Origin of the sequence: Kitasatospora sp. NPDC059673 (genome assembly GCF_042734215.1) — a bacterium.
Classification (GTDB): domain Bacteria; phylum Actinomycetota; class Actinomycetes; order Streptomycetales; family Streptomycetaceae; genus Kitasatospora.
Window position 1 is genome coordinate 248,923 of sequence record NZ_JBHWEN010000006.1, and the last position, 22,491, is coordinate 271,413.

A 22,491-nucleotide genomic window follows, 5' to 3' on the forward strand; every position below is an offset into this window, starting at 1 on the left:
CCCGGCAGCCGCCTGACGAGGCGTCATCCGGTGATCGCCTTGAACAGGCTGAACCCGGCCAGCGCGATCATCGCCAGCGCGGCGATCCGCACGATGACCTTCATCGGCACGTGCCGCAGCAGCTTCTGCCCGCCGACGATGGCGATGCCGCCGACCGCGCACAGCGCCAGCCAGGAGCCCAGGCCGACGGCCAGCGGATCGGCGTACTTGGCGGCCAGGTTGGCGGTCATGATCTGGGTGAGGTCGCCGAACTCGGCGACGGCGACGATCACGAAGCTGGTGCCGGCCACCTTCCAGAACGAGTTGTTCGCGGGTTCCTTGGCCGCGCCCTCCTCGTCCTCGTCCTCCTTGTGCCACAGCAGCATGCCCGCGCCGACCAGGAACAGCAGGCCGGTGACGCCCTCCACCCAGCGCTGCGGGAGCAGTGCCAGCAGGCTGCCCGCGACCAGGGCGAGCGCGACCTGCACGGCGAACGCGGCGGCGATGCCCGCGAACACGTAGCCCGCCCGGTACTTGGTGCCGAGGACCAGGCTGGCCAGGGCGGTCTTGTCCGGCAGTTCGGAGAGGAAGATGATGCCGAACGTGAGCGCGGCGATGGTCAGGCTGTTCATCGGATGCGAAGGTCTCTCGGTCTGCGGCCGCCGGCCCCGGGGCACCCGCGGAAGGGGACGCCTCGGCCCGGCAGCACTGGTTCATGGTCACAGCGCTGCGGCCGAAGGTCTCGCCGACACCCCGTGAGGTGCCCCGGGCGCCGGGCGCGTCCGCGAGGGACGGGCCAGCATGTCGACGGTCCGGTGGAGGGCTACTCCCCTTCAACAACCCGTTGAGCCTACCGGACACCGCCCGGGCCGCCGACCAGTCCCCGGCCGACCAGCTCCAGCACCGCGGTGACCGCCACCGCCTGCACCGCCAGCAGCGCGACCAGCACGAACAGTTGCACCGCGCCGGCCTGGACGGGCGTCGCGCCGCCGAGCAGCATGCCGACGAACGCGCCGGGCAGGGTGACCAGTCCGACGGTGCGGGTCTGGTCGAGGGCGGGCACCAGCGAGGTCGCGGCGGCGGTCCGGCAGATCTCCAGCCAGGCCTCCCGCTCCTCGAAGCCGAGGGCGAGCGCGGCCTCCACCTCGCCGCTGCGCAGCCGCAGCTCTCCCCCAGCCCTGGCGGGCTGGGAGGTGCCCCCATTGTGCCCGCCGCCCGGCCGGCGAGGTCGCGGTGAGCGCCCCGCCGATCAGGATGCCCGCGACCGGGATCACGCTCAGGCCCTCCGGCGGCAGCAGCCCGGTGGCGGCCAGCGGGAGCAGCACCGGCAGCACCCCGGCGGCGATCGGCACCGCCGCCCACGCCCACTCCCACCGCCCGCCGGGGGCCGCGCGGCCCTCGCCCATCCGCCGCCCGGCGGTGCGCACGGCGACGGCGAACATCAACAGCACGAACAGCAGGGACGCCCACAGCGAGCGCACCACCCAGGCGATCACCAGCGCGACGACCGCCAGCTGCACGGCCGCCCGCACCCCGGCCCGCAGCACCGCCCGCCCGTGCCCCAGCCCGCCCCGTCCGGCGACCAGCGCGGCCACCGCGAGCAGCAGCGCGCACGCCGCACCGAGCGGCCAGGTGACCGGCAGAAGCTGCGAACTCCCGCCTGCGGCAAGCAACTTCACCTCAGATCCAGCTGGTGAACCACATCCGGGCGCGCCACTCGGACATCGGGATCACCTCCGCCGTGTACAGCGGATAGAAGTACGCGAAGCAGCCGACGATCGCCAGGACGATCAGCCCGGCCCCCGCCGCGCCCCACCGCCGGCGGCGCGGCGGGCAGCCCTGAGGCCCGAGCATCGCGCCGAGCAGCTGCGCCACGGCGAGGCACAGGAACGGCACCAGCAGCACCATGTAGAAGGAGAAGGTCGTCCGGTGCTGGTACTGGAACCACGGCAGGTAGACGGCGGCGACGCCGGCCAGGATCGCGCCGGAGCGCCAGTCCCGCCGGAAGAACCACCGGTACAGCGCGTACGCCAGCGCGAAGCACGCCGTCCACCACAGGAACGGGGTGCCCAGCGCCAGGATCTGGCTCGCGCAGCCCTCGGCGGAGTGGCAGCCGCGCTGTCCGTCCGGCACCTGCTCCCAGTACATGGACACCGGTCGGCCCTGCACCAGCCAGCTCCACGCGTTCGACTGGTAGGTGTGCGGGGACGACAGGCCGGTATTGAAGTCGTACATCTGCGCGTGGTAGTGCCACAGGCTGCGCAGCGGCGCGGGCACCCAGCTCATCGACACCTGCGGCAGCGGGATGTCCACCAGCGGTGTGCGCGCCGGGGACAGCCCGGCCCGGCCGTCCGCCCACTGCCGGCCGTAGCCGCCCGTGGTCGCGAGCCAGCCGCTCCACGACCCGACGTACACCACCAGCGCACTGCCCACCATGGACAGCGCCCCCGGCCACAGATCGCGCCGCAGCATCGCCCGCCAGGCCCGGTGCGCACCGGCCGCCCGCCGCCCGGCCTGGTCCCACAGCAGCGTCAGGACGGTGAACACGGCCAGGATCTGCAGGCCGTTCCACTTCACCGCGGTGGCCGCGCCCAGCAGCAGCCCCGCCCCGACCCGCCACGGACGCACCCCGAGCCGCACCTCGTCACCGGCCCGGCCGCCCTCCGCCCGCGCGGCCCGCAACAGCTCCCGGGTCCGGTCGCGGTCGATCAGCAGGCAGCCGAACGCGGCCAGCACGAAGAAGGCGGCGATGCCGTCCAGCAGACCGACCCGGCTCATCACGAACTGCAGCCCGTCCACGCCCATCAGCAGCGCCGCGACGCACCCCAGCAGCGTCGAACGGAACAGCCGCCGGCCGATCCTGGCCAGCATCAGCACACTCAGCGAGCCCAGCACCGCCACCATGATCCGCCAGCCGAACGGATGCAGACCCCAGAAGTGCTCCCCCACCGCGATCACCCACTTGCCCAGCGGCGGATGCGCGACGAACGCGGGCGTCTGGCTGAGCGGGATCACCTGCGGCACACCGAGGATCAGCTGGTTCGCGTTGTCCGGCCAGACCGCCTCGTAGCCCTGCTGCAGCAGCGACCACGCGTCCTTCGGGTAGTACGTCTCGTCGAACACGAACGCATTCGGGTACGGCAGGTCCCACAGCCGCAGCACCCCCGCGAACACCGCCACCCCGACCGGCCCCCACCACCCGGAACGGGACCTCGCCGCTGCGGCCTTGACGACCGCCTGCCGGGACTCGACCGCCAGCGCCATACCCTCCCCGTCCGCAAGTTCACGACATGTCCGCAATGTCCGCAATCCTAGCGGCCGCGGGACGCGGGAACGCCAACCGGGGGAGCACGACCGGGCCTGCCCGAACGCAGGTGGGCGCCCACGCCCCTGCTGGTATACCTCCACCACCGAGTTGACCCTCAAGCAGGTCGAGCCCCCAAGGTCTATCGCGTGGAGAACAGAATGCGCAGCATCGGCGAACTGGCCCGCGCCAGCGGCCTGAGCGTCAGCGCCCTGCGGTTCTACGACGGCGCCGGCGTCTTCAGCCCGGCCGTCGTGGACCCGCACTCGGGGTACCGCTGGTACGCGGAGGAGCAACTGCCGGGCGCCCGCCTGCTGGCCAGACTGCGCCGGGTCGGCCTGCCGCTGGCCGGTATCACCAGAGTCCTGACCGGCACCCCGGCCGAGGCCCGCGCCGAGCTGGACGCGCACCTGCGCCGGCTGGAGGACGGCCTCTGCGATGCCCGCCGTGAGCTCTCCACCGTCCGTGCCCTGCTCGATTCGAGGGAGTTCCCCGTGCCGCAGACCCGACTGACCGTCCCCGCCGCCCGCCTCGCGGCCGCCCTGGACGCGGTGCGCTTCGCCGCCCCGTCCGACGCCGCGCTGCCCGCCGTGGCGGGGATCTTCCTGGATGCGGAGGACGGCGTCCTGCACCTGGTCGCCACCGACCGCTACCGTCTGGCGGTCGCCGACTGCCCGGCCGCGCTGGACGGCCCGGCCGTCTCCGCCCTGCTGCCGACCGCCCTCGCGGACGCCGCCCGGGCGCTTCTCGCCGACGCTGAGGACGCCGAACTCGTCCTGGACGGCGCCCAGTTCACCGTCCGCGCGGCCGGCCGCGAGCTCTCCGGCGAGCGCGCCGACCACGACTTCCCGGACTACCGCCGCCTGGTCCGCCTGGAGCCCACCCACCGTCTGACCCTGACGGCCGACCAGTTGCGCGCCATGCTCGCCGCCACCGGGCCGTCCACCGTGACCCGCTCCCAGGACGGCGTCGACTTCCCCGTCACCGCCCTCACCGCCACCGCCGCCGATGCCCTCCCTGGCACCGACCCGGCCGAGCTGCTGGTCCACGTCAACCGCGACTTCCTGCTGGAAGCGGTGGGCGGCGCCGACCAGCTCGTCCTCGAACTGACCGGCCCCATCGCCCCGTTGGCCATCCGCTTCCCGTCCCGGGAGGACACCTTCTCGCTCCTGATGCCCACCCGCCGCTGACTCCCGCCCCGAACGGCAATCGCCCGCCCGGGAGAGAGAACCCCTCCCGGGCGGGCGACCGGCGGGGCCGTCAGGCCACCGCCTCCAGCTCCCGCAGCTCGCGCTGCGGAACGTTCAGCACCCGGACGTTGTCCTGCGCGGGCGTCAGGAAGCCGCGCAGGCGGACCGCCAGGGCGACGATCAGCAGGGTGCAGATGGCCATCGAGGCCAGGTAGAGCGGCCAGGTGCCGGAGCCGACCAGCAGGACGCCGACGGCGGGGCCGACCGCGACGGCGGTCTGCTTCACCAGCGCGTAGCCGGAGTTGTAGGTGCCGAGCAGCCGCGCCGGGGCGAGGTCCGCGACGATCGGGCCCATGGTGGGCGCGAGCAGGGACTCGCCCACGCCGAACAGGGCGTAGATCCCGACGATGGCGACCGTCGCGGCCAGCTGCTCCTCGCGGATCAGACCGGCCACCAGGGCCATGCCCCAGGCGGCGAGCCAGACCACGCCGGCGGCGGCCATCGCGGTGGTGCGGCGGCGGCGCTCGGTGATCCGGACCACGAACATCTGCAGCACCACGATGGTCAGCGCGTTGGCGCCGATCGCCAGGCCCAGGATGGAGGGCGCGATGCCGACGGTGTGGGTGGCGAACGCGGCGACGCCGGACTCGAACTGGCCGTAGCAGGTGAAGAAGATCAGCCCGGCGAGCAGGCACAGCCGCAGCATCGCCTTGTCGGCGACCAGCGCCCGCAGCCCGCCGCCCTTGCCGGAGGCAGTGGCCGCGCCGGCCGGCTCGACCTCCGCCGCGGGCATCTTCGCGGTGCCGGTGACGGCGGCCAGGCCGAGGAAGGTCAGCGCCTCGATGGTGAACAGCCTGGTCAGGCTGGCCGGGTCCGCGGTGTCGACGATCTGGCCGCCGACCAGGGCGCCGATGCCCATGCCGAGGTTGACCAGGGTGAACTGGAGCGCGAAGGCGCGGGAGCGCTGGGCCTTGCGGGTGCAGCGGACGATCATCGTGGCGAGCGCGGGCTGGCAGGTGGTGACACCGGCGCCGAACAGGAAGGAGGAGATCAGCAGCGCGGGCGTGCTCGTGGCCTGGCCGAAGGCGAACGCACCGGCGGAGGCCATCGCGGTGCCGGCCAGCAGCACCGGGCGCGGGCCGTACCGGTCGATGCCGCGGCCGGTGAACGGCAGCACGGCGAACGCGGCGAGCGCGAACACGGTGAACACCGCGCCGGCCGCCGCGGAGCCGAGGCCGCGCACCTCGTTCACGTACACGAACATGTACGGCAGCGTGAAGCCGCTGCCGAACGCGCTGAGCGCGTTGCCGATCTGGACGCGACGCAGTCGGCCGCCCCACTCCTTCACTGGACACCCCTCGAAGACTCCGAAAGCCGGCCCTCTGCGGCCACTGCTTTACCCCGTAAGATTTCAGAGCTAAAGTCTAAGCATAGAAACCTTAACGCGTCAAAGGCTTAACGGCTGCACGGTGCGTGGAACAATGTCCGCATGAGCGCACGCAGAGCGGAGCCCGACTCCGCCACCGAACTCGGCATCGCCGAACAGGTGGCCCTCTACCAGCGGGAGTTCCCCACCGTGGACCCCCAGGTGGAGACCATCGTCTCCACCCTCTCCCGGCTCTCCCGCCGGATGAACGTGGCCTACAGCCGCCAGCTGGCCACCCTCGGCATCACCAACGCCGAGTGGGAGGTGCTCAAGGCGCTGGTGTTCAGCGGCAGCCCGTACCGGCTCGGCCCGGGCGAGCTCGCCAAGCGGCTCGGCCTGACCCCGGCCGCGATGACCCACCGGATCGACCGGATGGTCAGCGAGGGCCTGGTCACCCGGGAGCGCGACGAGGCCAACCGGGTCCGGGTGATCATCGAGCTCACCCCGCTCGGCCGCGACAAGTGGATCGAACTGATGCGGATGGCCGCGGTCTTCGAGGCCGACACGCTCCAGGACGTCCCCGCCGAGGCCCGCCCCGAGCTGGCCGCCACGCTGACCCGGATGCTGCGCCGGATCGAGGAGTCCCAGCCGGACGCCCTCGGCCGCACCGACGACCTCACCTGCTGAAGCGCCCCGGCGGCAAACGCGGCGAGGGGCGCGGGGAGGGATCTCCCTGCGCCCCTCGCCGGTCGAGAGGTCAGTCAGAAGCCGTTCAGCACGGACCGTTGTCGGTCCAGGTGCCCCACTGGCCGCTCAGGCTCGGGTCCTCGCCGGTGGTCCACCACTTGTTGGTGTAGTAGTGACCCTTCCAGGAGACCTTGGTCGCCGTGGCGTACACGGTGGCCGCGTTCCAGCTCGGCGCGGCGGAGCAGGCACCGGTGGTCGGCGACTGCGACGGCGAGGCGGAGGTGGACGCCGAGGTGGACGGCGACGGGCCGGCCGACTGCGAGGCCGAGGTGGACGGCGACGGGGTGGCCGACTCGGTCGGAGCGGCCGGGCAGTTCGCGGCGGAGCCGTTGGTCGCGCTCACCATCTTGTCGAACAGCGCGGTCTGGGTGCCCAGGTCGTACATCGAGAAGGCGAACGAGCCGCCGAGGCCGTTGCAGTGCGCGTAGTCCAGCTTGGCCTGGATCGACTGGGCGTTCTCGCCCGACCAGAAGGTGTTGCCGTCGTAGAAGTACGCGGCCTTCGCGGCGTCGTCCCAGTAGGTGTAGGACGGGTTGTCGACGAAGCCGTTGAGCTCCTTGTACATCCTGATGCCATTGACGTTGCCCGAGTAGCTGCCGCCGGCCGCCGGGCCGGTCGCCCGCTGGAACAGGCCGTGGTTGTTGCCGGCGGTGACGCCGGTCCAGCCGCGGTAGTAGAACGGGACGCCGACGTTGATCTTCTTCGCCGGGAAGCCGCCGGGGATGCCGTACTGCGGGTCACCCACGGTGTACGCCTTGATGGCGTTGTCCAGCGAGTACTTGCCGTTGCCGCCGGGGACGGGGTTCATCGGGTCGTTCGGGTTGGTGTAGATCGGGGCCTGGTGGTTGGTCGGGCCCTGGGCCTCCCAGCCGCCGTGCATGTCGTAGGTCATGATGTCGAGGAAGGTCAGGTACTGACCGATCTTGTCGGTCTCGACGTACTTGATCTTGTCCTGACCGGCGCCGACCGCGGCCGCCAGGCTGTAGGTCTTGCCGTCCGCCTTGCCCTGGGCGTCCAGCTGGCTGCGGAACTCGGCGAGCAGCGCGGTGAAGTTCTGCTTGTCGTTCGGCGAGGAGTGGTTGCCGGTGTGGCCGTTGCCGCCCGGGTACTCCCAGTCGATGTCGATGCCGTCGAAGATGCCGGCGCCGGTGCCCGGGCCGCCGTAGCCGCCCTGCACGGGCAGGTTGCCCTTGATGTACAGGTCCATGCAGGAGGACACGAACTTCTTGCGGGACGCGTCGGTGGCCGCGGCGTCGGAGAAGTACTTGGAGTAGGTCCAGCCGCCGATGGAGAGCAGCACCTTGAGGTTGGGGTTCTTCGCCTTCAGCTTCTTCAGCTGGTTGAAGTTGCCCACGATCGGCTGGTTCCAGGTGTCACCCACGCCGTCGACCGAGATGTCGGCGCCGAAGCTCTTCTGGTAGTCGGCGAAGGAGTCGCCCGCGCCGTCGCCCGCGTTGGGGTCGTCCTCGTTCTGCGAGGCGGCCTTGTTGGCCTCGAAACAGGTGAGGTTGGTGGGGTCGATGTTCCCGAAGTCGTAGATCAGGTAGTCGAGTTTCCCGGCGGCGCCGGTGTCGTTCACGGTCTTCAGGTAGTAGCCGTTGGTGTAGATCGACCACTGGTCGAAGTAGGCCACCTTGATGCCACCGCTGGTGGCCGGCGCACCGGTCGAGTTGGTGGGGGCCGCCTGGGCGGTGCCGCCGGACAGCGCCAGGGTGCCGCCGAGCAGCAGGGAGGCCGCGGTGCCGGCCGCGAGCGCGGCCCAGCCCTTGGGGCGCCGCCGCGTGGGCGGCTGGGGGGAAACGGAACGAAGCATGGCTGCGAGACTCCTGGTTGTGGGGGTCCTGACAAACCCGGATGCGAACCGTGCGAGGTGGGGCCGCACAGCCAGGGGCATGACAGGGGGAATCGAGCGTTGGCCTGCACAAACGCCAGGTCCGGGACAAGCCGAACCGGCGCCGGCGGTCCGAACCACCGGCGCCGGCCCAGGGGCTCCCTGCACCTGCCAAGTAAAATGGACTAGACCAACTCGACCGTCAAGAGCGAGATCCGACGCTTACGCCACGCTTAAGGCTCGGTGTCCGGTCAGTACCGCAGCGCATTCGCCACCACAGGCGTCACGGGAGCGTTCAGCGAACGGTTGCTGTGCGCCGTGGCCTGCGCGGTCGCCCCGGGCGCCACCTCCGGCACACTCAGCACGGTCGCGTCGAGCAGGTTTCCCGACGCGTCGTCGAAGTTGACCTGAATCACGTACTTGCCCGCCTGGGAACCGTGGTTGGTGACCGTCACCGGCACCGACAGCTTCCCGTCCGACTCGGTGGTCACCGTCCCGAGCGTCACATCGCCCTTCACGTTCAGCCCGCCCTTGACGCTCGCCAGCGCGGAGGACGCGGCGGCCTGCGCCGAGGCGCCCAGCGAGGCCGCCGCCGAGCCGAGCGCGGCGGTGGCCGAGGCCAGCGCCGACTCCGCGGCCGAACCCACCGCCGAGGTCACCGCCGGGGACGGCTTTCCGCTCGACGTGCAGCCCGCCAGGGCCGCAGAACCCAGCAGTGCGGCCGCCGCACAGAGCGCGGCCACCCGGATCTGTCGCTTCATCAGTGAATCTCCCTCTCTCGTCGCGGCGCTCAGGAGAGCCCGGTGCCGTCCTCGCGGGCCGCCTCGTCCGCGGCCCTGGCCTCCCGCCTGCGCACCTCGTCCTGACGGCGCGTCACCACCGCGACGGCGCCCAGCGCGCTCGCACCGAACGCCAGCACGCCCAGCCACGGGCGGCCCAGCGCGTGCCCGGAGGCGGCGTCCAGCGAGTAGCAGCCCGGACCGGACACCGCCAGCGCCAGGCCGCAGGCACCCAGCAGCGCCGGGTACTCGTAGCCGCCGCCGTGCGCGAAGAAGCCCGCCGGGGCGTGCACCGCGATCGCGCCCGCCATCGTCCCGGCGACCACCGACCCCGCCACCGGGGTGGCCAGGCCCACCGCGAGCAGCGCGCCGCCGCCGGTCTCGCCCAGGCCCGCCGCCAGCGCGTTGCGCCCGCCCGGTTCGAAGCCCATCTGCTCCATGGCGGCGGCGGTGCCTTCCAGCCCGCCGCCGCCGAACCAGCCGAACAGCTTCTGCGCGCCGTGCGCGAACAGGACACCGCCGACGACCGCGCGAAGTGCCAACAGACCGAGATCCTTGCGGTGCAGACTGGTCATGGTGTTGCCCCTGGTGTGGAAGAGAAGACCGTAGGGCCCATCCCAGCGTGCGCACCGGCCCCGCTCGACCCGGCGAACCCATCCGGGCTACCCGCCCCACCCCGCAGGGAGACTCCCGATGCCCACCGCACCGCAGCCACCCGAGTACGTCCTGCACGGCGACCGGGTCACCGACGAGAAGACCTTCTGGGCCGAACTCGGCCTGGCCGTGCACGCCCCCGACGGCTACTACGGCCGCAACCTCGACGCCCTCGCCGACGTCCTGCGCGGCGGCTTCACCCCCGAGCCGCCGTTCGTGCTGGTCTGGCGCGACGCCCTGGTCAGCGCCCAGGCCCTCACCCGCCGGGTCACCGGCCCCGACGAGGAGGAACGCTCCTACTTCGACGCCCTCCTCGACGTACTGCGCCAGGGTGGCGTCACCGTCCGCCTGCGCTGACCACCCATCATGGGCGCATGTCGGCGATCAACCTGAGCACCGTCTTCGTCACCTTCTTCGCCGTGGTCGGCCCGCCCAAGGTGCTGTTGGCCTTCGCCCAGCTCAGCCAGACCCGCACCCCGGCCGAGCTGCGCAAGCTCACCCTGGTGTCCTCGCTGGTCGCCGCCGTGGTCGGCCTGGTGCTGGCGTACAGCGCGAACGTCATGGCGGCGCTGTTCCACATCTCCGACCAGTCGCTGCAGATCGCCGGCGGGGTGATCTTCTTCATCTACGCCGTCGCCCTGGTGCTCGGCGTCCACCTCGGCGGCGGCAGCAGCGAGGGCCACCTCGCCAACCCCCTCGCCGACGGCATCCGCGAGCTGCTGCTGCCGTACGTGGCCAGCCCACTGGCGATCACCGCGCTGCTGGTCGAGTCGCTCACCCGGGACACCCTCGGCTGGCACTCCACGGTCGCCGCCATGTACGTCGCGGTGATCGCCGTGGACTGCGTGTCCGTCCTGCTGCTCGCCCCGCTGCTGCGGGCCAGCCGGCGCACCTCGCTGGAAGTGCTGTCCCGGCTGCTCGGGCTGCTGCTGGCCGCCGTCGGCGTGGAGATGTTCCTGTACGGGCTGGAGAGCCTCGGCGTGCACCTGGCCCCCGCCATGAACGGCTACTGACCCGCCTCAGGACGCCTGGATCGCCCGCCACGGCACCGGGCTGGACAGGATCATCGAGCTGGTCGGCTGCCCGTAACCGCCCAGCCGGTCGGTCAGCCGCTCGAAGGCCGGCATGTCGGGGACGCCGACCAGCAGGACGCAGCACGCGCCGCCCGTCACCCGGTGCAACTGGAAGACCTCCGGCCAGTGCGCCACCTCCGGGTCGCGCAGCACGCAGCGCGGGCCGTAGCAGCGCACCGTCACCAGGGCCATCACCGCCGCCCCGGCCTTCGCCGGGTCCAGGTGCGCGTGGTAGCCGGTGATCACCCCGTCCGCCTCCAGCCGGCGCACCCGCTCCGCCACCGCCGGCGGGGACAGGTTCACCCGGCGGGACAGCTCGTTGTACGACAGCCGCGCGTCGGCCTGGAGTTCGGCCAGCAGCAGCCGGTCCACCGCGTCCATTCTCGGCTCCTTTGCGTTCGTCAGGCGATCGGGGCGCAGCACCTTGCGAACGGCAGGCCTTTGCCGCCAACCGGGCTACAACGCCCATTCAAGAGCAGGCCGCCGCGCCGCACAATGGTGGCGCCCGCCGCACCCCGGAGCGGGCGGAACCAGGAGGTACCGGCCATGACCGGGCAGACCCACCGGCCCCACCTGACCTTCGACGGCGACCAGGACAGCGGCACATCCACCCCGTACGCCCGGTACGTGCACCTGGCCGAGCTGCACGCGCTCCAGCATCCGCTCAGCCCGGAGCCCTCGGAGTACACGTTCATCGTCACCACCCAGGTGATGGAGCTGCTGTTCGACCTGCTGCACCGCGAGTGGACCGGCGCCCGCGCCGCGCTGCGCGCGGACGACCTGAGCGCCGCGGGCGACGCCCTGCGCCGCGGGCACCACGTGCAGGACGTGCTGGTCTCCTCCTGGGACCTGCTGGCCACCATGACGCCCGCCGAGTTCAACGCGTTCCGGCCGGTGCTCGGCGAGGCGTCCGGCTTCCAGTCCTCGATGTTCCTGCTGCTGGAGTTCCTGCTCGGCAACCGGAGCGAGCGCCTGCTGACCATGTACCAGGACTCCCCCGCCGAGTACGACGAGCTGTTCACCGAGCTGCGCACCCCCAGCCTGTACGACGAGGCGCTGGCCGTGCTGTCCCGGCGCGGCCTGGAGATACCCGTCGGCCCGACCGCCGCCCGGCACGAGCACGACGACGCCGTCGAGGCCGCCTGGCGGACCGTCTACACCGACCCGGCGCTGGCCGACCTGGCCCGCCTCGGCGAGGCGCTGCTCGACACCGCCGAGCGAGTCACCCGCTGGCGCCAGCGCCACTACTCCTGCGTCAAGCGCACCATGGGCGGCAAGCCCGGCACCGGCGGCTCCAGCGGCCTGAGCTGGCTCAAGACCGCCGCCGACCAGGACGTCTTCCCCGAACTGTGGTCCGTCAGGAACGAACTGTGACTCTCACCCATGACGCCGTGAAGCCCACCCGCGAGGAGTGCGCGGCCCGCGACGCCGCCGACCCGCTGCACCCGCTGCGCGAGCACTTCGAGCTCCCCGAGGGCGTGCTCTACCTGGACGGCAACTCGCTCGGCGCGCTGCCCCGCCGCACGCCCGGCCACCTGGCGAAGGTGGTGGCCGAGGAGTGGGGCACCGGCCTGATCCGGTCCTGGAACGACGCCGGCTGGTTCCACCAGCCCGGGCGACTGGGCGACCGGCTCGGCGCGCACCTGCTGGGCGCGGCGGCCGGGCAGGTGGTGGTCTGCGACTCGACCTCGGTCAACCTGTTCAAGGTGCTCGGGGCGGCGCTGCGGCTGCGCCCCGGGCGCGGCGCGCTGGTCGCCGAGCGGCACGCGTTCCCCACCGACCTGTACATCGCGGACGGCCTGAGCGGGCTGTACCCGGGCACCCGGCCGGTGCTGGTGGACTCGGCTGCGCAGCTGGACGCCGTGCTCGACGCGGACACCGCGGTGGTGCTGCTGTCGCACGTCGACTACCGCACCGGCGAGCTGCTGGACATGGCGGCCGTCACCGAGCGGATCCACCGCGCCGGGGCGCTCGCCGTCTGGGACCTGTGCCACACCGCCGGGGCGCTGCCGATCCGGCTGGACGCGGCGGGCGTGGACTTCGCGGTGGGCTGCGGCTACAAGTACCTGAACGGCGGGCCGGGCGCGCCCGCGTTCCTGTACGCGGCCGAGCGTCACCACCCGGCCGCCCGGCAGCCGCTGACCGGCTGGTTCGGCCACGCCCGGCAGTTCGACTTCGAGCCGGGCTACCGGCCCGCCGAGGGCATCACCCAGTTCCTCACCGGGACGCCGCCGGTGCTGGGTCTGGCCGCGCTGGAGTCCTCGCTGGACGTGTGGGAGCTGGCCGACCCGGCGCTGGTGCGCGCCAAGAGCCTGGAGCTCTCCGACCTGTTCCTCGACCTGACGGCGGATCTGGACGTGACGGCGGTGACGCCCCGGCAGCACGAGCGGCGCGGCAGCCAGGTGGCGCTGCGGCACCCGGAGGGCTACCGGATCGTCCAGGCGCTGATCGCCCGTGGCGTGATCGGCGACTTCCGGGCGCCCGACCTGATGCGTTTCGGCTTCACCCCGCTGTACCTGTCCCGGGCGGAGGTGTACGACGCGGCGGCGGCGCTGCGCGAGGTGCTGGCCTCCGGGGAGTGGCGCGAGGAGCGGTTCGCCCGGGGCGGCGAAGTCACCTGAGGTGGCCTCCGGCAGGCCGAACGGCCGGGCCCGGCGGGGGCTCCGGCCGTTCGGCGGGTCGGGCGCGGGGCGTCAGTGACGACGGCCGCGGCTGCGGCGTGCCAGCACGGCCACCGCGGTGCCGAGGCCCAGCAGCACGGCCGCGGCGCCGGCGATCGGGCCGGCCGCGCCGCTGCCGGTGTTCGCCAGCGGGCCCTCGGGCCGGTGGCTCGGCCCGGGTACGGGGCGTTCGCCGTGCGAGGGCTCGACGCTCTCCGAGGGCGAGGGGCGCTCGCTCCTGGACGGCGACGGGCTCGGGCTCTCGGATTCGCCGGGCGAGGGCGAGGGGCTCTCCGACTCGCTCGGCGAGGGCGAGGGGCTGGGGCTCTGGCCGCAGGTCGGCAGGTCGCCGTTGAACGGGTAGGCGTGCAGCTCCGTCCCGGCGGTGCCGCCCTGCACCAGGTTGCCGGCCAGGTACACGCGGCCGTTGGTGCCCGGGCTGGACAGCGTGACGGTGCCCGCCGGGTTGCCCGCCATGACCGAGCCCTGGAACTGGGCGCCGCCGGTGATGGTCGCGTCGGTGGAGGTGGGGAAGTTCCACATCAGCAGTGGCTGCAGGTCGGTGAGCTGGTCGCCGGGGATGCCGCTGCCGGTGTTGGTGCGGATCAGCACCGGGTCCGGGCCGACCATGTTGACGATCACCGTCGCGCCGGTCGGGATGCCCGCGAACACCAGGTCGGCGGCGGCCGTGGCGCTGCCGATGTTCCGGTTCACGTGGAAGACCTGGCGCATGCTGTGGCCGTCGCCGGTGAAGGTGTACAGATTGCCGGTGACGGTCAGCTCGCCGGTGGCGGTCTGCTCGGCCATGCACGCCGAGTGGTCCTCGACGACGGTGGTCAGGCCGCGGAACGGGTCGATCGCCGCCGGGTCCCGGCGGGCCGCGCCGGGGCCGGAAAACTCCAGGGTGCCGCTCTCGGTGGTGCCGTAGGCCAGGTTGCCCCAGCGGGCCGGGTCGCCGCCGCCGAGCTGCACCCGGTTGCCGGCGACGACGTCCACCGCGCCGCCGACCGTCACATGGTCGGTGCCGGGCGGCGGCGCGACCTGGGAGCCGACGCCGACCACGCCCATGTTGAACAGGCCGCCGCCGTCCTTGTCGACCGTGAGGTCCTTGACCGTGACGATCTTCCCCTCGGCCTCGGCGGAGCGGCCCTCCACCCGGTAGCTGCCGCCGACGAAGATGTTGACCGTGCTGTCGGTACCGGCGGCGGGCCCGTTGTGCACCGGCGGGAACGGGTTCGGGCAGTCGCCGACGCACGGGCCGAGCGGCGGGGCGAGTGGGTCCGCCTGCCCGGTCGGGGCCAGGGTGACCAGCGGGGTGGCGACGAGCGCCGTCACCGCCGCGTACCGGAGCAGTCGGTTCCTGGGACGAGCGCCGTGTCGCACGGACACCCCTTTCGTTGACGGTGGGTCAGCAGGCAGCAGACCGTCGCCAGCCAAGTGGCGCCTACGGGCGAGATTCGGCCGCCTGACAACTGACACACCGAAAGATCGCTCGAACGGACTAAGTTGCTGGTGCACCAATGACAGCGCCCGCCCGGACAAGGAGACCCGTGTCGAACCACCCGCTCGCCCTGCTCGCCACCACTGCCGACGTCCTCGCCCGGCCGGACGCCGACGAGCGGCTGCTCACCGACGTCGAACGCGAACGCGCCGACCGCTTCCGCCGCCAGGCCGACCGCGACGACTACCTCGCCGCCCACCTGCTGGTCCGCTACTGCGCGGCCGCGCACCTCGGCATCGACCCCGCCGAGATCGCCTTCGGCCAGCAGTGCCCCGGCTGCGGCCGCACCGGGCACGGCCGGCCGCTGCTCACCGACCGCCCCGGCACCCACCTGAGCCTGTCCCACACCGGCGGGATCATCGCCGCCGCGGCCGGCCCCGTCCCGATCGGCGTGGACGTCGAACACCTCGGCCCGCGCACCACCGACCCGGCCACCCTGCGGCACGTGCTCACGCCCGCCGAGGCCGAACTCGTCGCCCGGCACCCCGACCCGACCCGGGCGTTCCTGCGCCAATGGGTGCGCAAGGAGGCGCTGATCAAGCTCGGGCGGGCCACCCTCGACAGCCTGCCCGAGCTCGACCTGTCCGCACTCCCCCTCGACCCGCCCGTCCAGCACCGGCACGGCGACCTGCACTACCTCGAACTCACCACCGAACAGGCGATGTTCACGGCGGCCGCCACCCTGCCGCCGACGCTGGGCACGCTGTGACCTACCGATAGTCCTCCGGGTTCGGCGCGGCTCCCGGCTTCTCGGCGTCCACCAGCAGCGCCCAGGAGTCGGGGCGGCTGCCGTCGAGGTCGGTGAAGCCGTAGTGCCGGGCCAGCTCGCCGCTGGAGGTGGACCGGCCGTTCCACCGCGCCCGCTCCGGGTCGGCGGCCAGGTGCGCGATGCCGCGACCCACGTACGCCGGGGACTCGGAGATCGCGAACTGCGGCTCCTGCTCGACGGCCCGGCGCCACGTCTCCTCGGTGACGCCGAAGTGCTCCAGCATGATCTCCGAGCGCATCCACCCGGGCGTCACCGCCACCGCCGTCGCCCCGCGCGGGCCGAGCTCGTGGCCGAGCGCGAAGGCCATCCGCAGCACCGACGCCTTGGCCAGGTCGTAGAAGAGGGACACCCGGTAGCGCGTCGCGTTGTACTCGGCGGTGCCGTCGGTCATCTCCACCACCAGCCCGCCGGGGCGGCGCAGCAGCAGCGGCAGCAGGTGGTGGCTGGTGATGAGGTGCGTGTCGACGGCGCGGTGCAGCAGCTTCAGGCCGCGGTCGAGGTCGTCCTCCCACAGCGGGGAGTCCCAGGCGAAACTGCCCTCGCCGCCCCAGATGTCGTTGACCAGCACGTCGAGCCGGCCCTGCTCCTCCTCCAGCCGGGCGGCGAGCGCCGCGACCTGCGCCGGGTCGCTGTGATCGACCCGCACCGCGACACCCGTCCCGCCGGCCTGGTCGACCAGCGCGGCGGTCTCCTCCAGCGTCTCGGGCCGGTCGTACTCCGAACGCTGCCCCTGCGCGCTGCGGCCGGTGACGTACACCGTCGCCCCGGCGGCACCGAGCTGCACGGCGATGGCGCGGCCGGCGCCACGGGTACCGCCCGCGATCAGGGCGACCTTTCCGGTGAGCGAAGGATGCGAGGACGTCATGGGCTACTCCCTGCGGTGCGACAACGGTGGCCGCCACCACTCTCGCACCCGCCACTGACACAACGGGCTTGGCGCATCCGGGAGTTCACGCGTACCCCCGGCCGGCCCCGCACTCACATCCGCCGCAGCACCTCCAGGAGTCCCGCGTGCACCCCGGACGCGGCGACGAGAGACGGCACGCCGGATCCGCACCCCAAGCGGCTACTGGCGCCGTTGCGGCAACTCCCCCGCTGAGTGTCGGTGGGGCGGAGCAGACTGGAGGCATGTGCCGAAGCATCAAGACGCTCCGCCCGCCGATGACGCCCGAGGCCACGCCCGAGGACGTGCACGCGGCGGCACTCCAGTACGTCCGGAAGATCTCCGGCTTCCGGGCTCCCGCCGCGCACAACCGGGAGGTGTTCGACGCGGCGGTGGCCGCCGTCGCGGCCGCCACCGCCGAACTGCTGGCCGGGCTGGAGGTACGCGGCGTCACGCCCCGTTCGTCGACCCCGGCCGGATGACCATCAGCACCAGGACGACCACCCACAGCAGGTTGAACAGGCCCGCGGTCATCGGCAGCATCTTCAGCATGCCGGTGGCCCGGGTGGTCTCCGCCTCCTGGTTCTCGGTCGCGTCCAGCGCGTCCACGGTGGCCTGCTGGCCGGGCAGCACGAACAGCAGCAGCACACCCGCGGCGACGGCCGTCAGCACGATCGAGGTGATCAGCCAGGCATTGCCCAGCACCCCCATCGCCTGCGCCGTACCGACGCCCAGCAGCGGCACCGCGATCCCGATCAGCGCGTAGAGGTTGCTGATCCGGTGCAGCAAACGCACCGAGGCCTGCGCCGTGGCCTGCTCGGGCCCCGCCACCAGCGCGGCCTTCGCCTTCCGCGGGAACATGCTCACCGCCACCGCGACCGGACCGACGGCCAGCACGGCGACCACCAGATGCAGACTCAGCAGAAACTTGGCCATCGCCGCCGCAACCCTTCAAAACCACGGAAAGAAATCGTCCGCCACGCTAGCAGCGCTTATCCGGGGCCCGGCCGGGCCCCGGACCAGGGCACGGCCCTACGCGCCGGTGGGGAGCGACGGGATGCGGGTGAGGATCGCCTCCGTGTCGACGCCGGTGGGCAGGGTGCCGTAGGCGAGGCCGGAGTGGCCGGCGAGGCGGGTGGTGGTGAAGGCCTCGGCGACGGCGGGGTGGCCGTGCCGGAGGAGGAGGGAGGCCTGGAGGGTGAGGGCGAGGCGTTCGACCAGGTGGCGGGTGCGGTATTCGAGGTGCTCGGGGTCGGCGAGGTCCTTGCGGAGGTCGGCGACGGCGGTGTCGAAGTGGCGGTCGCGTCCGCTCGCTGCGTCGAGTTCGGCGAACACGGCGGCCACCGACTCCGGCTGCCGGGCCATCGCCCGCAGCGCGTCGAGGGCGGCGACGTTCCCGGAGCCCTCCCAGATCGACACCAGCGGGGCCTCCCGGTAGAGCCGGGGCATGCCGGACTCCTCGACGTAGCCGTTGCCGCCCAGGCATTCGAGCGCCTCGGCGGCGTGCCCGGGGCCGCGCTTGCACACCCAGTACTTGGCGACGGCCAGGCCCAGGCGGCGGAAGCGGGCCTCCTGTTCGTCGCCGGCCAGCGCGCGATCGGTGGCCTCGGCGAGCCGCATGGCGACCGCGGTGGCGGCCTCCGACTCGACGATCAGATCGGCGAGGACGTTGCGCATCAGCGGCTGTTCGACCAGCGGCTTGCCGAACGCGTGCCGGTGAGTCGCGTGGTGCAGGGCGCGCAGCGCGCCGTAGCGCATCGCGGAGGCGGCGCCGATGGTGCAGTCCAGGCGGGTCATGTTGACCATCTCGATGATGGTGCGCACGCCGCGGCCCTCTTCGCCGACCAGCCAGCCCACCGCGTCCTCGTACTCGATCTCCGAGGAGGCGTTGGACTTGTTGCCGAGCTTGTCCTTGAGCCGTTGCAGGCGCAGCGCGTTGCGGCTGCCGTCGGGCAGCACCCGGGGCAGCACGAAGCAGGAGAGTCCGCCGGGCGCCTGGGCGAGCGTCAGGAACAGATCGGACATGGGGGCGGAGGTGAACCACTTGTGGCCGGTGAGCCGGTAGGTGCCGTCGCCGGCCGGGACGGCGCGGGTGGTGTTGGTGCGGACGTCGGAGCCGCCCTGCTTCTCGGTCATCGACATGCCGGCGATCAGCCCGCGCTTGCCGTGCGGCTCGCGCAGCCCGAAGTCGTACTCCCGGGCGGCCAGCAACGGCTCGTAGGCGGCGGCGAGTTCGGGGCTGGTGCGCAGGGCCGGGACGGAGGCGTAGGTCATCGAGATCGGGCAGGTGTGTCCGGCCTCGACCTGACCCCAGACGTAGAACTTGGCGGCCCGGGCGGTGTGCGCGCCGGGCCGCTCGTCCTGCCAGGGGGTGGCGTGCAGGCCGTGCTCGACGGCCGTGCGCATCAACTCGTGCCAGTACGGGTGGAATTCGACCTCGTCGATGCGGTGGCCGTAGCGGTCGTGGGTGCGCAGCACCGGCGGGTTGTCGTTGGCGAGCCGGGCCCAGTCGGCGGCCTGCTCGGTGCCGGCCAGCCGGCCGAGGGCGTGGAGTTCCCCGGTGGCCCAGTCGGCGCCGGCCCGGTGCAGGGCGGCCAGCATGGTCGGGTCCTCGGCGACGTCGTGTCCGAACGGGTCGGGCACCTGGTTGGTGACCTCGTGCGTGCTTGCCATCAGTGCCCTCCCAGGGCGCGCAGGGTGAAGGTGACGAGCTCGGGCAGTACGGTCTCCGGCGGCTGCCCGTCGGTGAGCGGCCCGACCAGCGCCTCACCGACCGCGCCGACGATCGCGGCGGCGGTCAGTTCGGCACGCTGGGCCGGGAGTTGGCCGTTCGCCACGGCCCGGTCCACGCAGCCGGCGATCAAGTCCCGGAACGCCCGCCGGAACACCAGACGCTCGGCCTCGACCACCCGGTCGGCCGGTTCGGCGAGCAGCGCGTACGCCAGCCGGGGCGACTTCAGCGCCCGGGCGGCGAAGGTGGCGACCACCGCGGCGACGCCGTCCAGCGGATCGGCGGCACGCTCGGCGGCCTCGGTGACGGCGGCGATCTCCCGGCCGCAGACGGTGCGGAACAGGGTGACGGCGAGATCGGCCTTGCCGTCGAAGTGCTGATACATGCTGCCGGTGGCGATCCCCGCCCGATCGGCGACGGCCGCCATCGAGCACCCGGCATACCCGCGCTCGGCGAGCAGCGAGACGGCGGCCCGCAGGACGGCCTCGCGCTGACCGTCGAGCCGGGCCTGGACGGCGGCGGTGCGTCGGTAGGCCACACAAAGAATTGAAGCACCGATTCAGCGCTTCAGGAAGGACCCGGACCGGAGAGATGAGCACCGCCACCCTCTACGCCCACCGCTTCGACGCGGCCAACGACGAGACCACCGGCCTGCTCGGCGGCACCGAGCCGGGCGTCCCGCCGTACTGGGCCTACAGCGTCGAGATCGCCAAGGCCTGGGAGCGGGCGCAGGAGGAATCGAACACGCTGCGGACCCGTGCCGACCTGGTCCAGGCAGTAAGAGGCGGCGATCAGCGGCCCTGAGGCCGAGGAGGCGGGACCGAGTCTGCTGCCGGTGATCAGCTTGGCGCTGAGCGTTCCGCCGTTTCGGGCACTGCCTGCCCCCGCCCGCCGACCGCCCGCAGCGCGAACGGAAGCAGGCGGTCGGCCACGGCCTGCGCGGTCGCCGCGTCCACCTGGTCGGGGCGCGGCATCAGCAGAAAGCGGCTCATCAGCGGGCCGACCACCACCGCACCGAGCAGATCCACCTCCACCACCGGCGGGATCTCGCCTCGCTCCGCAGCCCGCCGGACCGCCTCGACGACCCGCTGGTGCACGGGCTCCAGGAAGGCGGCGGTGAGGGCGTCGGCGAGGGCGGTGTTCTGCGCGGCCTCGCCGACCAGGGCCTGCATCAGGCGCCCGCCCTCGCCGGTGAGCGCGGCGGCCTTGTCGCGCAGCAGGATCCGCAGGTCGCCTTCGAGGCTGCCGGTGTCGGGCTGGGCGTAGACGTCCTCGACGCGGGTGGTGGCGGCGGCGATCACCAGTTCGTCCTTGGAGGACCAGCGACGGTAGAGGGTGGCGGTGGAGACGCCCGCGCGGGCGGCGACCGCGGCGGTGGTCAGCGCGCCGTAGCCGCTCTCGGCGAGGACGGCCAGGGTGGCGTCCAGGATGGCCCGGTCGCGTGCGGCGTCGCGGGGGCGGCCGCGGCGCGGGAAGGCGCGCGGGCCGTCCGGGGTGGCGGAGGGTGCGATGCGGGTCATGCGCCCAGCCTACGGGTGAACCCAAAACGAAACGAAAACACTTCGTTTCGTTTATGCTCGACGGCATGAACGCTCCCACCGGCGTTTCCACGCCCACCCAGACCGCCGATCAGGCCGACCCGGCCGCGACCGTCGCCCGCCTGAACGCCACCTTCGCCACCGGCCGGACCAGGCCGCTCGCCTGGCGCAAGGCCCAACTCCGGGCGCTGCGCGGCCTGTTGATCGAGCAGGAGGAAGCGTTCGCGGCCGCTCTGAAGGCCGATCTCGGCAAGAGCCCGACCGAGGCGTACCTCACCGAGATCGGACTCACCGTCAAGGAGATCGACCACACCCTGCGCCACCTCGGCCGCTGGCTGCGCCCGCGCCGGGTGCCGGTGCCGCTCTCGCTGGCGCCCGCCCGGGCCCGCACGGTGCGCGAGCCGCTGGGCACGGTGCTGGTGATCAGCCCGTGGAACTACCCGCTGCAGCTGGCGCTGACCCCGCTGGTCGGTGCGATCGCGGCGGGCAACTGCGCGGTGGTCAAGCCCAGCGAGCTCGCCCCGGCCACCTCGGCGGCGCTCGCGCACTGGCTGCCGCGCGCCCTCGACCCGCAGGCCGTGGCCGTGGTCGAGGGCGGCGTGCCGGAGACCACCGCCCTGCTGGAGCAGCGCTTCGACCACATCTTCTACACCGGCAACGGCACGGTCGGCCGGATCGTGATGACCGCCGCCGCCCGCCATCTCACCCCCGTCACACTGGAGTTGGGCGGCAAGAGCCCGGCGGTCGTCGAGCCCGGAGCCGACCTGGCCGCAGCGGCCCGCCGGATCGCCTGGGGCAAGTTCATGAACGCCGGCCAGACCTGCGTCGCCCCCGACTACGTCCTCGCGATCGGGGACGCCGCGCCCGCGCTGGAGACCGAACTGGCCGCCGCCGTCCGGGAGATGTACGGCGAGGACCCGGCCGGCAGCCCGGACTACGGGCGGATCGTCAACGAGCGCCACTTCGACCGGCTGACGGCGCTGCTGGCGGACGGCCGGACCGTCACCGGCGGCGAGCACGACCGCGCCACCCGCTACCTCGCCCCGACCGTGCTGGCCGACGTCGCCCCGGACGCGCCGGTGATGCGCGGGGAGATCTTCGGCCCCGTCCTGCCGATCGTCCGGGTGCCCGACCTGGACGCCGCGATCGCGTTCATCACCGCCCGGGACAAGCCGCTGGCGCTGTACGCCTTCACCGCCTCCGCGCACACCCGGCGCCGGCTGACCGCCGAGACCTCCTCGGGGGCGCTGGCCTTCGGCGTCCCGAACGCCCATCTCTCCGTCCCCGGGCTGCCGTTCGGCGGGGTCGGCGAGAGCGGCCAGGGCGGCTACCACGGCCGGTACTCGCTGGAGACGTTCAGCCACACCAAGGCGGTGCTCTCCAAGCCGCTGGCGCTGGACACCCTGCGGGTCGCCTACCCGCCGTTCACCGAGGCCAAGTCCCGGCTGCTGCGCCGGCTCCTGTAGCAGCCCGGAACGCGCGCAGC

The 22,491-nt window shown here is 72.9% G+C and carries 22 protein-coding genes and 2 pseudogenes; 10 read left to right on the top strand and 14 right to left on the bottom strand.

Annotated elements, in window-relative coordinates; translation table 11 throughout:
* Window positions 1-23: 23 nt before the first annotated feature.
* From ACFV18_RS10455 to ACFV18_RS10465, 3 genes and pseudogenes are all read right to left on the bottom strand, one after another.
* Window positions 24-611 (bottom strand): TMEM165/GDT1 family protein, encoded by a 588-nt coding sequence (locus tag ACFV18_RS10455; RefSeq protein ID WP_380481462.1) that lies wholly within the window; start codon window positions 609-611, stop codon window positions 24-26.
* A gap of 218 nt (window positions 612-829) precedes the next feature.
* Window positions 830-1,652: pseudogene (locus ACFV18_RS10460) on the bottom strand (ABC transporter permease).
* A 7-nt stretch (window positions 1,653-1,659) separates the two neighbouring features.
* A complete protein-coding gene (locus ACFV18_RS10465; protein WP_380481464.1) occupies window positions 1,660-3,243 on the bottom strand; it encodes a dolichyl-phosphate-mannose--protein mannosyltransferase in 1,584 nt (527 codons plus the stop codon).
* A gap of 201 nt (window positions 3,244-3,444) precedes the next feature.
* Here ACFV18_RS10465 and ACFV18_RS10470 point away from each other — a divergent pair, with 201 nt between their 5' ends.
* Complete coding sequence (locus ACFV18_RS10470) at window positions 3,445-4,473, top strand: MerR family transcriptional regulator (RefSeq protein ID WP_380481466.1); 1,029 nt, start codon at window positions 3,445-3,447, stop codon at window positions 4,471-4,473.
* Between the two features lie 70 nt (window positions 4,474-4,543).
* Here ACFV18_RS10470 and ACFV18_RS10475 read toward each other — a convergent pair whose 3' ends face one another.
* Window positions 4,544-5,821, bottom strand: a complete 1,278-nt coding sequence (locus ACFV18_RS10475; RefSeq protein WP_380481468.1) for an MFS transporter — start codon at window positions 5,819-5,821, stop codon at window positions 4,544-4,546.
* Between the two features lie 141 nt (window positions 5,822-5,962).
* On the opposite strand from ACFV18_RS10475, the gene ACFV18_RS10480 reads away from it, so the two are divergent.
* Entirely contained in the window at window positions 5,963-6,526 is a 564-nt protein-coding gene (locus ACFV18_RS10480; protein ID WP_380481470.1) for a MarR family winged helix-turn-helix transcriptional regulator, read from the top strand.
* Window positions 6,527-6,611: 85 nt separating this feature from the next.
* On the opposite strand, the gene ACFV18_RS10485 is transcribed toward ACFV18_RS10480, so the two are convergent.
* From ACFV18_RS10485 to ACFV18_RS10495, 3 genes are all read right to left on the bottom strand, one after another.
* Window positions 6,612-8,399 (bottom strand): glycosyl hydrolase family 18 protein, encoded by a 1,788-nt coding sequence (locus tag ACFV18_RS10485; RefSeq protein ID WP_380481472.1) that lies wholly within the window; start codon window positions 8,397-8,399, stop codon window positions 6,612-6,614.
* A 269-nt stretch (window positions 8,400-8,668) separates the two neighbouring features.
* The gene (locus ACFV18_RS10490; RefSeq protein WP_380481474.1) at window positions 8,669-9,178 is read right to left on the bottom strand and encodes a hypothetical protein; all 510 of its coding nucleotides are present in this window, start codon (window positions 9,176-9,178) and stop codon (window positions 8,669-8,671) included.
* 29 nt (window positions 9,179-9,207) lie between these two features.
* Window positions 9,208-9,771, bottom strand: coding sequence for a DoxX family protein (locus ACFV18_RS10495; RefSeq protein ID WP_380481475.1), 564 nt, complete (start codon window positions 9,769-9,771; stop codon window positions 9,208-9,210).
* 118 nt (window positions 9,772-9,889) lie between these two features.
* Here ACFV18_RS10495 and ACFV18_RS10500 point away from each other — a divergent pair, with 118 nt between their 5' ends.
* Window positions 9,890-10,207 carry a barstar family protein gene (locus ACFV18_RS10500; protein WP_380481477.1) on the top strand — a complete coding sequence of 106 codons (318 nt, stop codon included), beginning with the start codon at window positions 9,890-9,892 and terminating at the stop codon, window positions 10,205-10,207.
* Window positions 10,208-10,224: 17 nt separating this feature from the next.
* Window positions 10,225-10,863, top strand: a complete 639-nt coding sequence (locus tag ACFV18_RS10505) for a MarC family protein (RefSeq protein WP_380481479.1) — start codon at window positions 10,225-10,227, stop codon at window positions 10,861-10,863.
* Window positions 10,864-10,869: 6 nt separating this feature from the next.
* Here ACFV18_RS10505 and ACFV18_RS10510 read toward each other — a convergent pair whose 3' ends face one another.
* On the bottom strand, window positions 10,870-11,304 hold the full coding sequence (locus ACFV18_RS10510) for an Lrp/AsnC family transcriptional regulator (protein ID WP_380481480.1): 435 nt from the start codon (window positions 11,302-11,304) through the stop codon (window positions 10,870-10,872).
* 165 nt (window positions 11,305-11,469) lie between these two features.
* Between ACFV18_RS10510 and ACFV18_RS10515 the strand changes: the two genes are divergently transcribed.
* Window positions 11,470-12,297, top strand: coding sequence for a tryptophan 2,3-dioxygenase (locus ACFV18_RS10515; RefSeq protein ID WP_380481482.1), 828 nt, complete (start codon window positions 11,470-11,472; stop codon window positions 12,295-12,297).
* A gap of 17 nt (window positions 12,298-12,314) precedes the next feature.
* On the top strand, window positions 12,315-13,544 hold the full coding sequence (kynU, locus tag ACFV18_RS10520) for a kynureninase (RefSeq protein ID WP_380481550.1): 1,230 nt from the start codon (window positions 12,315-12,317) through the stop codon (window positions 13,542-13,544).
* Window positions 13,545-13,616: 72 nt separating this feature from the next.
* Here the strand turns inward: kynU and ACFV18_RS10525 are convergent, their stop codons facing one another.
* Window positions 13,617-14,966, bottom strand: coding sequence for a choice-of-anchor A family protein (locus ACFV18_RS10525; protein ID WP_380481484.1), 1,350 nt, complete (start codon window positions 14,964-14,966; stop codon window positions 13,617-13,619).
* 167 nt (window positions 14,967-15,133) lie between these two features.
* Between ACFV18_RS10525 and ACFV18_RS10530 the strand changes: the two genes are divergently transcribed.
* Complete coding sequence (locus ACFV18_RS10530) at window positions 15,134-15,793, top strand: 4'-phosphopantetheinyl transferase family protein (RefSeq protein ID WP_380481486.1); 660 nt, start codon at window positions 15,134-15,136, stop codon at window positions 15,791-15,793.
* A gap of 1 nt (window position 15,794) precedes the next feature.
* Here the strand turns inward: ACFV18_RS10530 and ACFV18_RS10535 are convergent, their stop codons facing one another.
* Window positions 15,795-16,718, bottom strand: coding sequence for an SDR family oxidoreductase (locus ACFV18_RS10535; RefSeq protein WP_380481487.1), 924 nt, complete (start codon window positions 16,716-16,718; stop codon window positions 15,795-15,797).
* Between the two features lie 263 nt (window positions 16,719-16,981).
* On the opposite strand from ACFV18_RS10535, the gene ACFV18_RS10540 reads away from it, so the two are divergent.
* Window positions 16,982-17,218, top strand: a complete 237-nt coding sequence (locus tag ACFV18_RS10540) for a DUF2277 domain-containing protein (protein WP_380481489.1) — start codon at window positions 16,982-16,984, stop codon at window positions 17,216-17,218.
* On the opposite strand, the gene ACFV18_RS10545 is transcribed toward ACFV18_RS10540, so the two are convergent.
* The 3 genes from ACFV18_RS10545 to ACFV18_RS10555 form a co-directional block, all read right to left on the bottom strand.
* Window positions 17,187-17,672 (bottom strand): hypothetical protein, encoded by a 486-nt coding sequence (locus ACFV18_RS10545; RefSeq protein ID WP_380481491.1) that lies wholly within the window; start codon window positions 17,670-17,672, stop codon window positions 17,187-17,189. The genes ACFV18_RS10540 and ACFV18_RS10545 overlap by 32 nt on opposite strands.
* 96 nt (window positions 17,673-17,768) lie before the next feature.
* Window positions 17,769-19,409, bottom strand: a complete 1,641-nt coding sequence (locus ACFV18_RS10550; RefSeq protein WP_380481493.1) for an isovaleryl-CoA dehydrogenase — start codon at window positions 19,407-19,409, stop codon at window positions 17,769-17,771.
* Window positions 19,409-20,005, bottom strand: a complete 597-nt coding sequence (locus ACFV18_RS10555; protein ID WP_380481495.1) for a TetR/AcrR family transcriptional regulator — start codon at window positions 20,003-20,005, stop codon at window positions 19,409-19,411. Before ACFV18_RS10555 ends, ACFV18_RS10550 begins: the two co-directional genes overlap by 1 nt.
* Before the next feature lie 50 nt (window positions 20,006-20,055).
* Here ACFV18_RS10555 and ACFV18_RS10560 point away from each other — a divergent pair.
* Window positions 20,056-20,226: pseudogene (locus ACFV18_RS10560) on the top strand (epimerase); the annotation flags it as partial.
* 80 nt (window positions 20,227-20,306) lie between these two features.
* Here ACFV18_RS10560 and ACFV18_RS10565 read toward each other — a convergent pair.
* A complete protein-coding gene (locus ACFV18_RS10565; protein WP_380481497.1) occupies window positions 20,307-20,987 on the bottom strand; it encodes a TetR/AcrR family transcriptional regulator in 681 nt (226 codons plus the stop codon).
* 65 nt (window positions 20,988-21,052) lie between these two features.
* Between ACFV18_RS10565 and ACFV18_RS10570 the strand changes: the two genes are divergently transcribed.
* Window positions 21,053-22,471 carry an aldehyde dehydrogenase family protein gene (locus tag ACFV18_RS10570; protein WP_380481499.1) on the top strand — a complete coding sequence of 473 codons (1,419 nt, stop codon included), beginning with the start codon at window positions 21,053-21,055 and terminating at the stop codon, window positions 22,469-22,471.
* The last annotated feature ends 20 nt before the right edge of the window (window positions 22,472-22,491 follow it).

Bases quoted from the DNA above. Each gene is read 5' to 3' on its own strand.
- ACFV18_RS10495 (WP_380481475.1), bottom strand. From the start codon at position 9,771: ATGACCAGTCTGCACCGCAAGGATCTCGGTCTGTTGGCACTTCGCGCG.
- ACFV18_RS10510 (WP_380481480.1), bottom strand. From the start codon at position 11,304: ATGGACGCGGTGGACCGGCTGCTGCTGGCCGAACTCCAGGCCGACGCG.
- ACFV18_RS10565 (WP_380481497.1), bottom strand. From the start codon at position 20,987: ATGACCCGCATCGCACCCTCCGCCACCCCGGACGGCCCGCGCGCCTTC.
- ACFV18_RS10570 (WP_380481499.1), top strand. From the start codon at position 21,053: ATGAACGCTCCCACCGGCGTTTCCACGCCCACCCAGACCGCCGATCAG.
- ACFV18_RS10500 (WP_380481477.1), top strand. From the start codon at position 9,890: ATGCCCACCGCACCGCAGCCACCCGAGTACGTCCTGCACGGCGACCGG.
- ACFV18_RS10465 (WP_380481464.1), bottom strand. From the start codon at position 3,243: ATGGCGCTGGCGGTCGAGTCCCGGCAGGCGGTCGTCAAGGCCGCAGCG.
- ACFV18_RS10490 (WP_380481474.1), bottom strand. From the start codon at position 9,178: ATGAAGCGACAGATCCGGGTGGCCGCGCTCTGTGCGGCGGCCGCACTG.
- ACFV18_RS10505 (WP_380481479.1), top strand. From the start codon at position 10,225: ATGTCGGCGATCAACCTGAGCACCGTCTTCGTCACCTTCTTCGCCGTG.
- ACFV18_RS10485 (WP_380481472.1), bottom strand. From the start codon at position 8,399: ATGCTTCGTTCCGTTTCCCCCCAGCCGCCCACGCGGCGGCGCCCCAAG.
- ACFV18_RS10515 (WP_380481482.1), top strand. From the start codon at position 11,470: ATGACCGGGCAGACCCACCGGCCCCACCTGACCTTCGACGGCGACCAG.
- ACFV18_RS10535 (WP_380481487.1), bottom strand. From the start codon at position 16,718: ATGACGTCCTCGCATCCTTCGCTCACCGGAAAGGTCGCCCTGATCGCG.
- ACFV18_RS10470 (WP_380481466.1), top strand. From the start codon at position 3,445: ATGCGCAGCATCGGCGAACTGGCCCGCGCCAGCGGCCTGAGCGTCAGC.
- ACFV18_RS10550 (WP_380481493.1), bottom strand. From the start codon at position 19,409: ATGGCAAGCACGCACGAGGTCACCAACCAGGTGCCCGACCCGTTCGGA.
- ACFV18_RS10545 (WP_380481491.1), bottom strand. From the start codon at position 17,672: ATGGCCAAGTTTCTGCTGAGTCTGCATCTGGTGGTCGCCGTGCTGGCC.
- ACFV18_RS10480 (WP_380481470.1), top strand. From the start codon at position 5,963: ATGAGCGCACGCAGAGCGGAGCCCGACTCCGCCACCGAACTCGGCATC.
- ACFV18_RS10540 (WP_380481489.1), top strand. From the start codon at position 16,982: ATGTGCCGAAGCATCAAGACGCTCCGCCCGCCGATGACGCCCGAGGCC.
- ACFV18_RS10455 (WP_380481462.1), bottom strand. From the start codon at position 611: ATGAACAGCCTGACCATCGCCGCGCTCACGTTCGGCATCATCTTCCTC.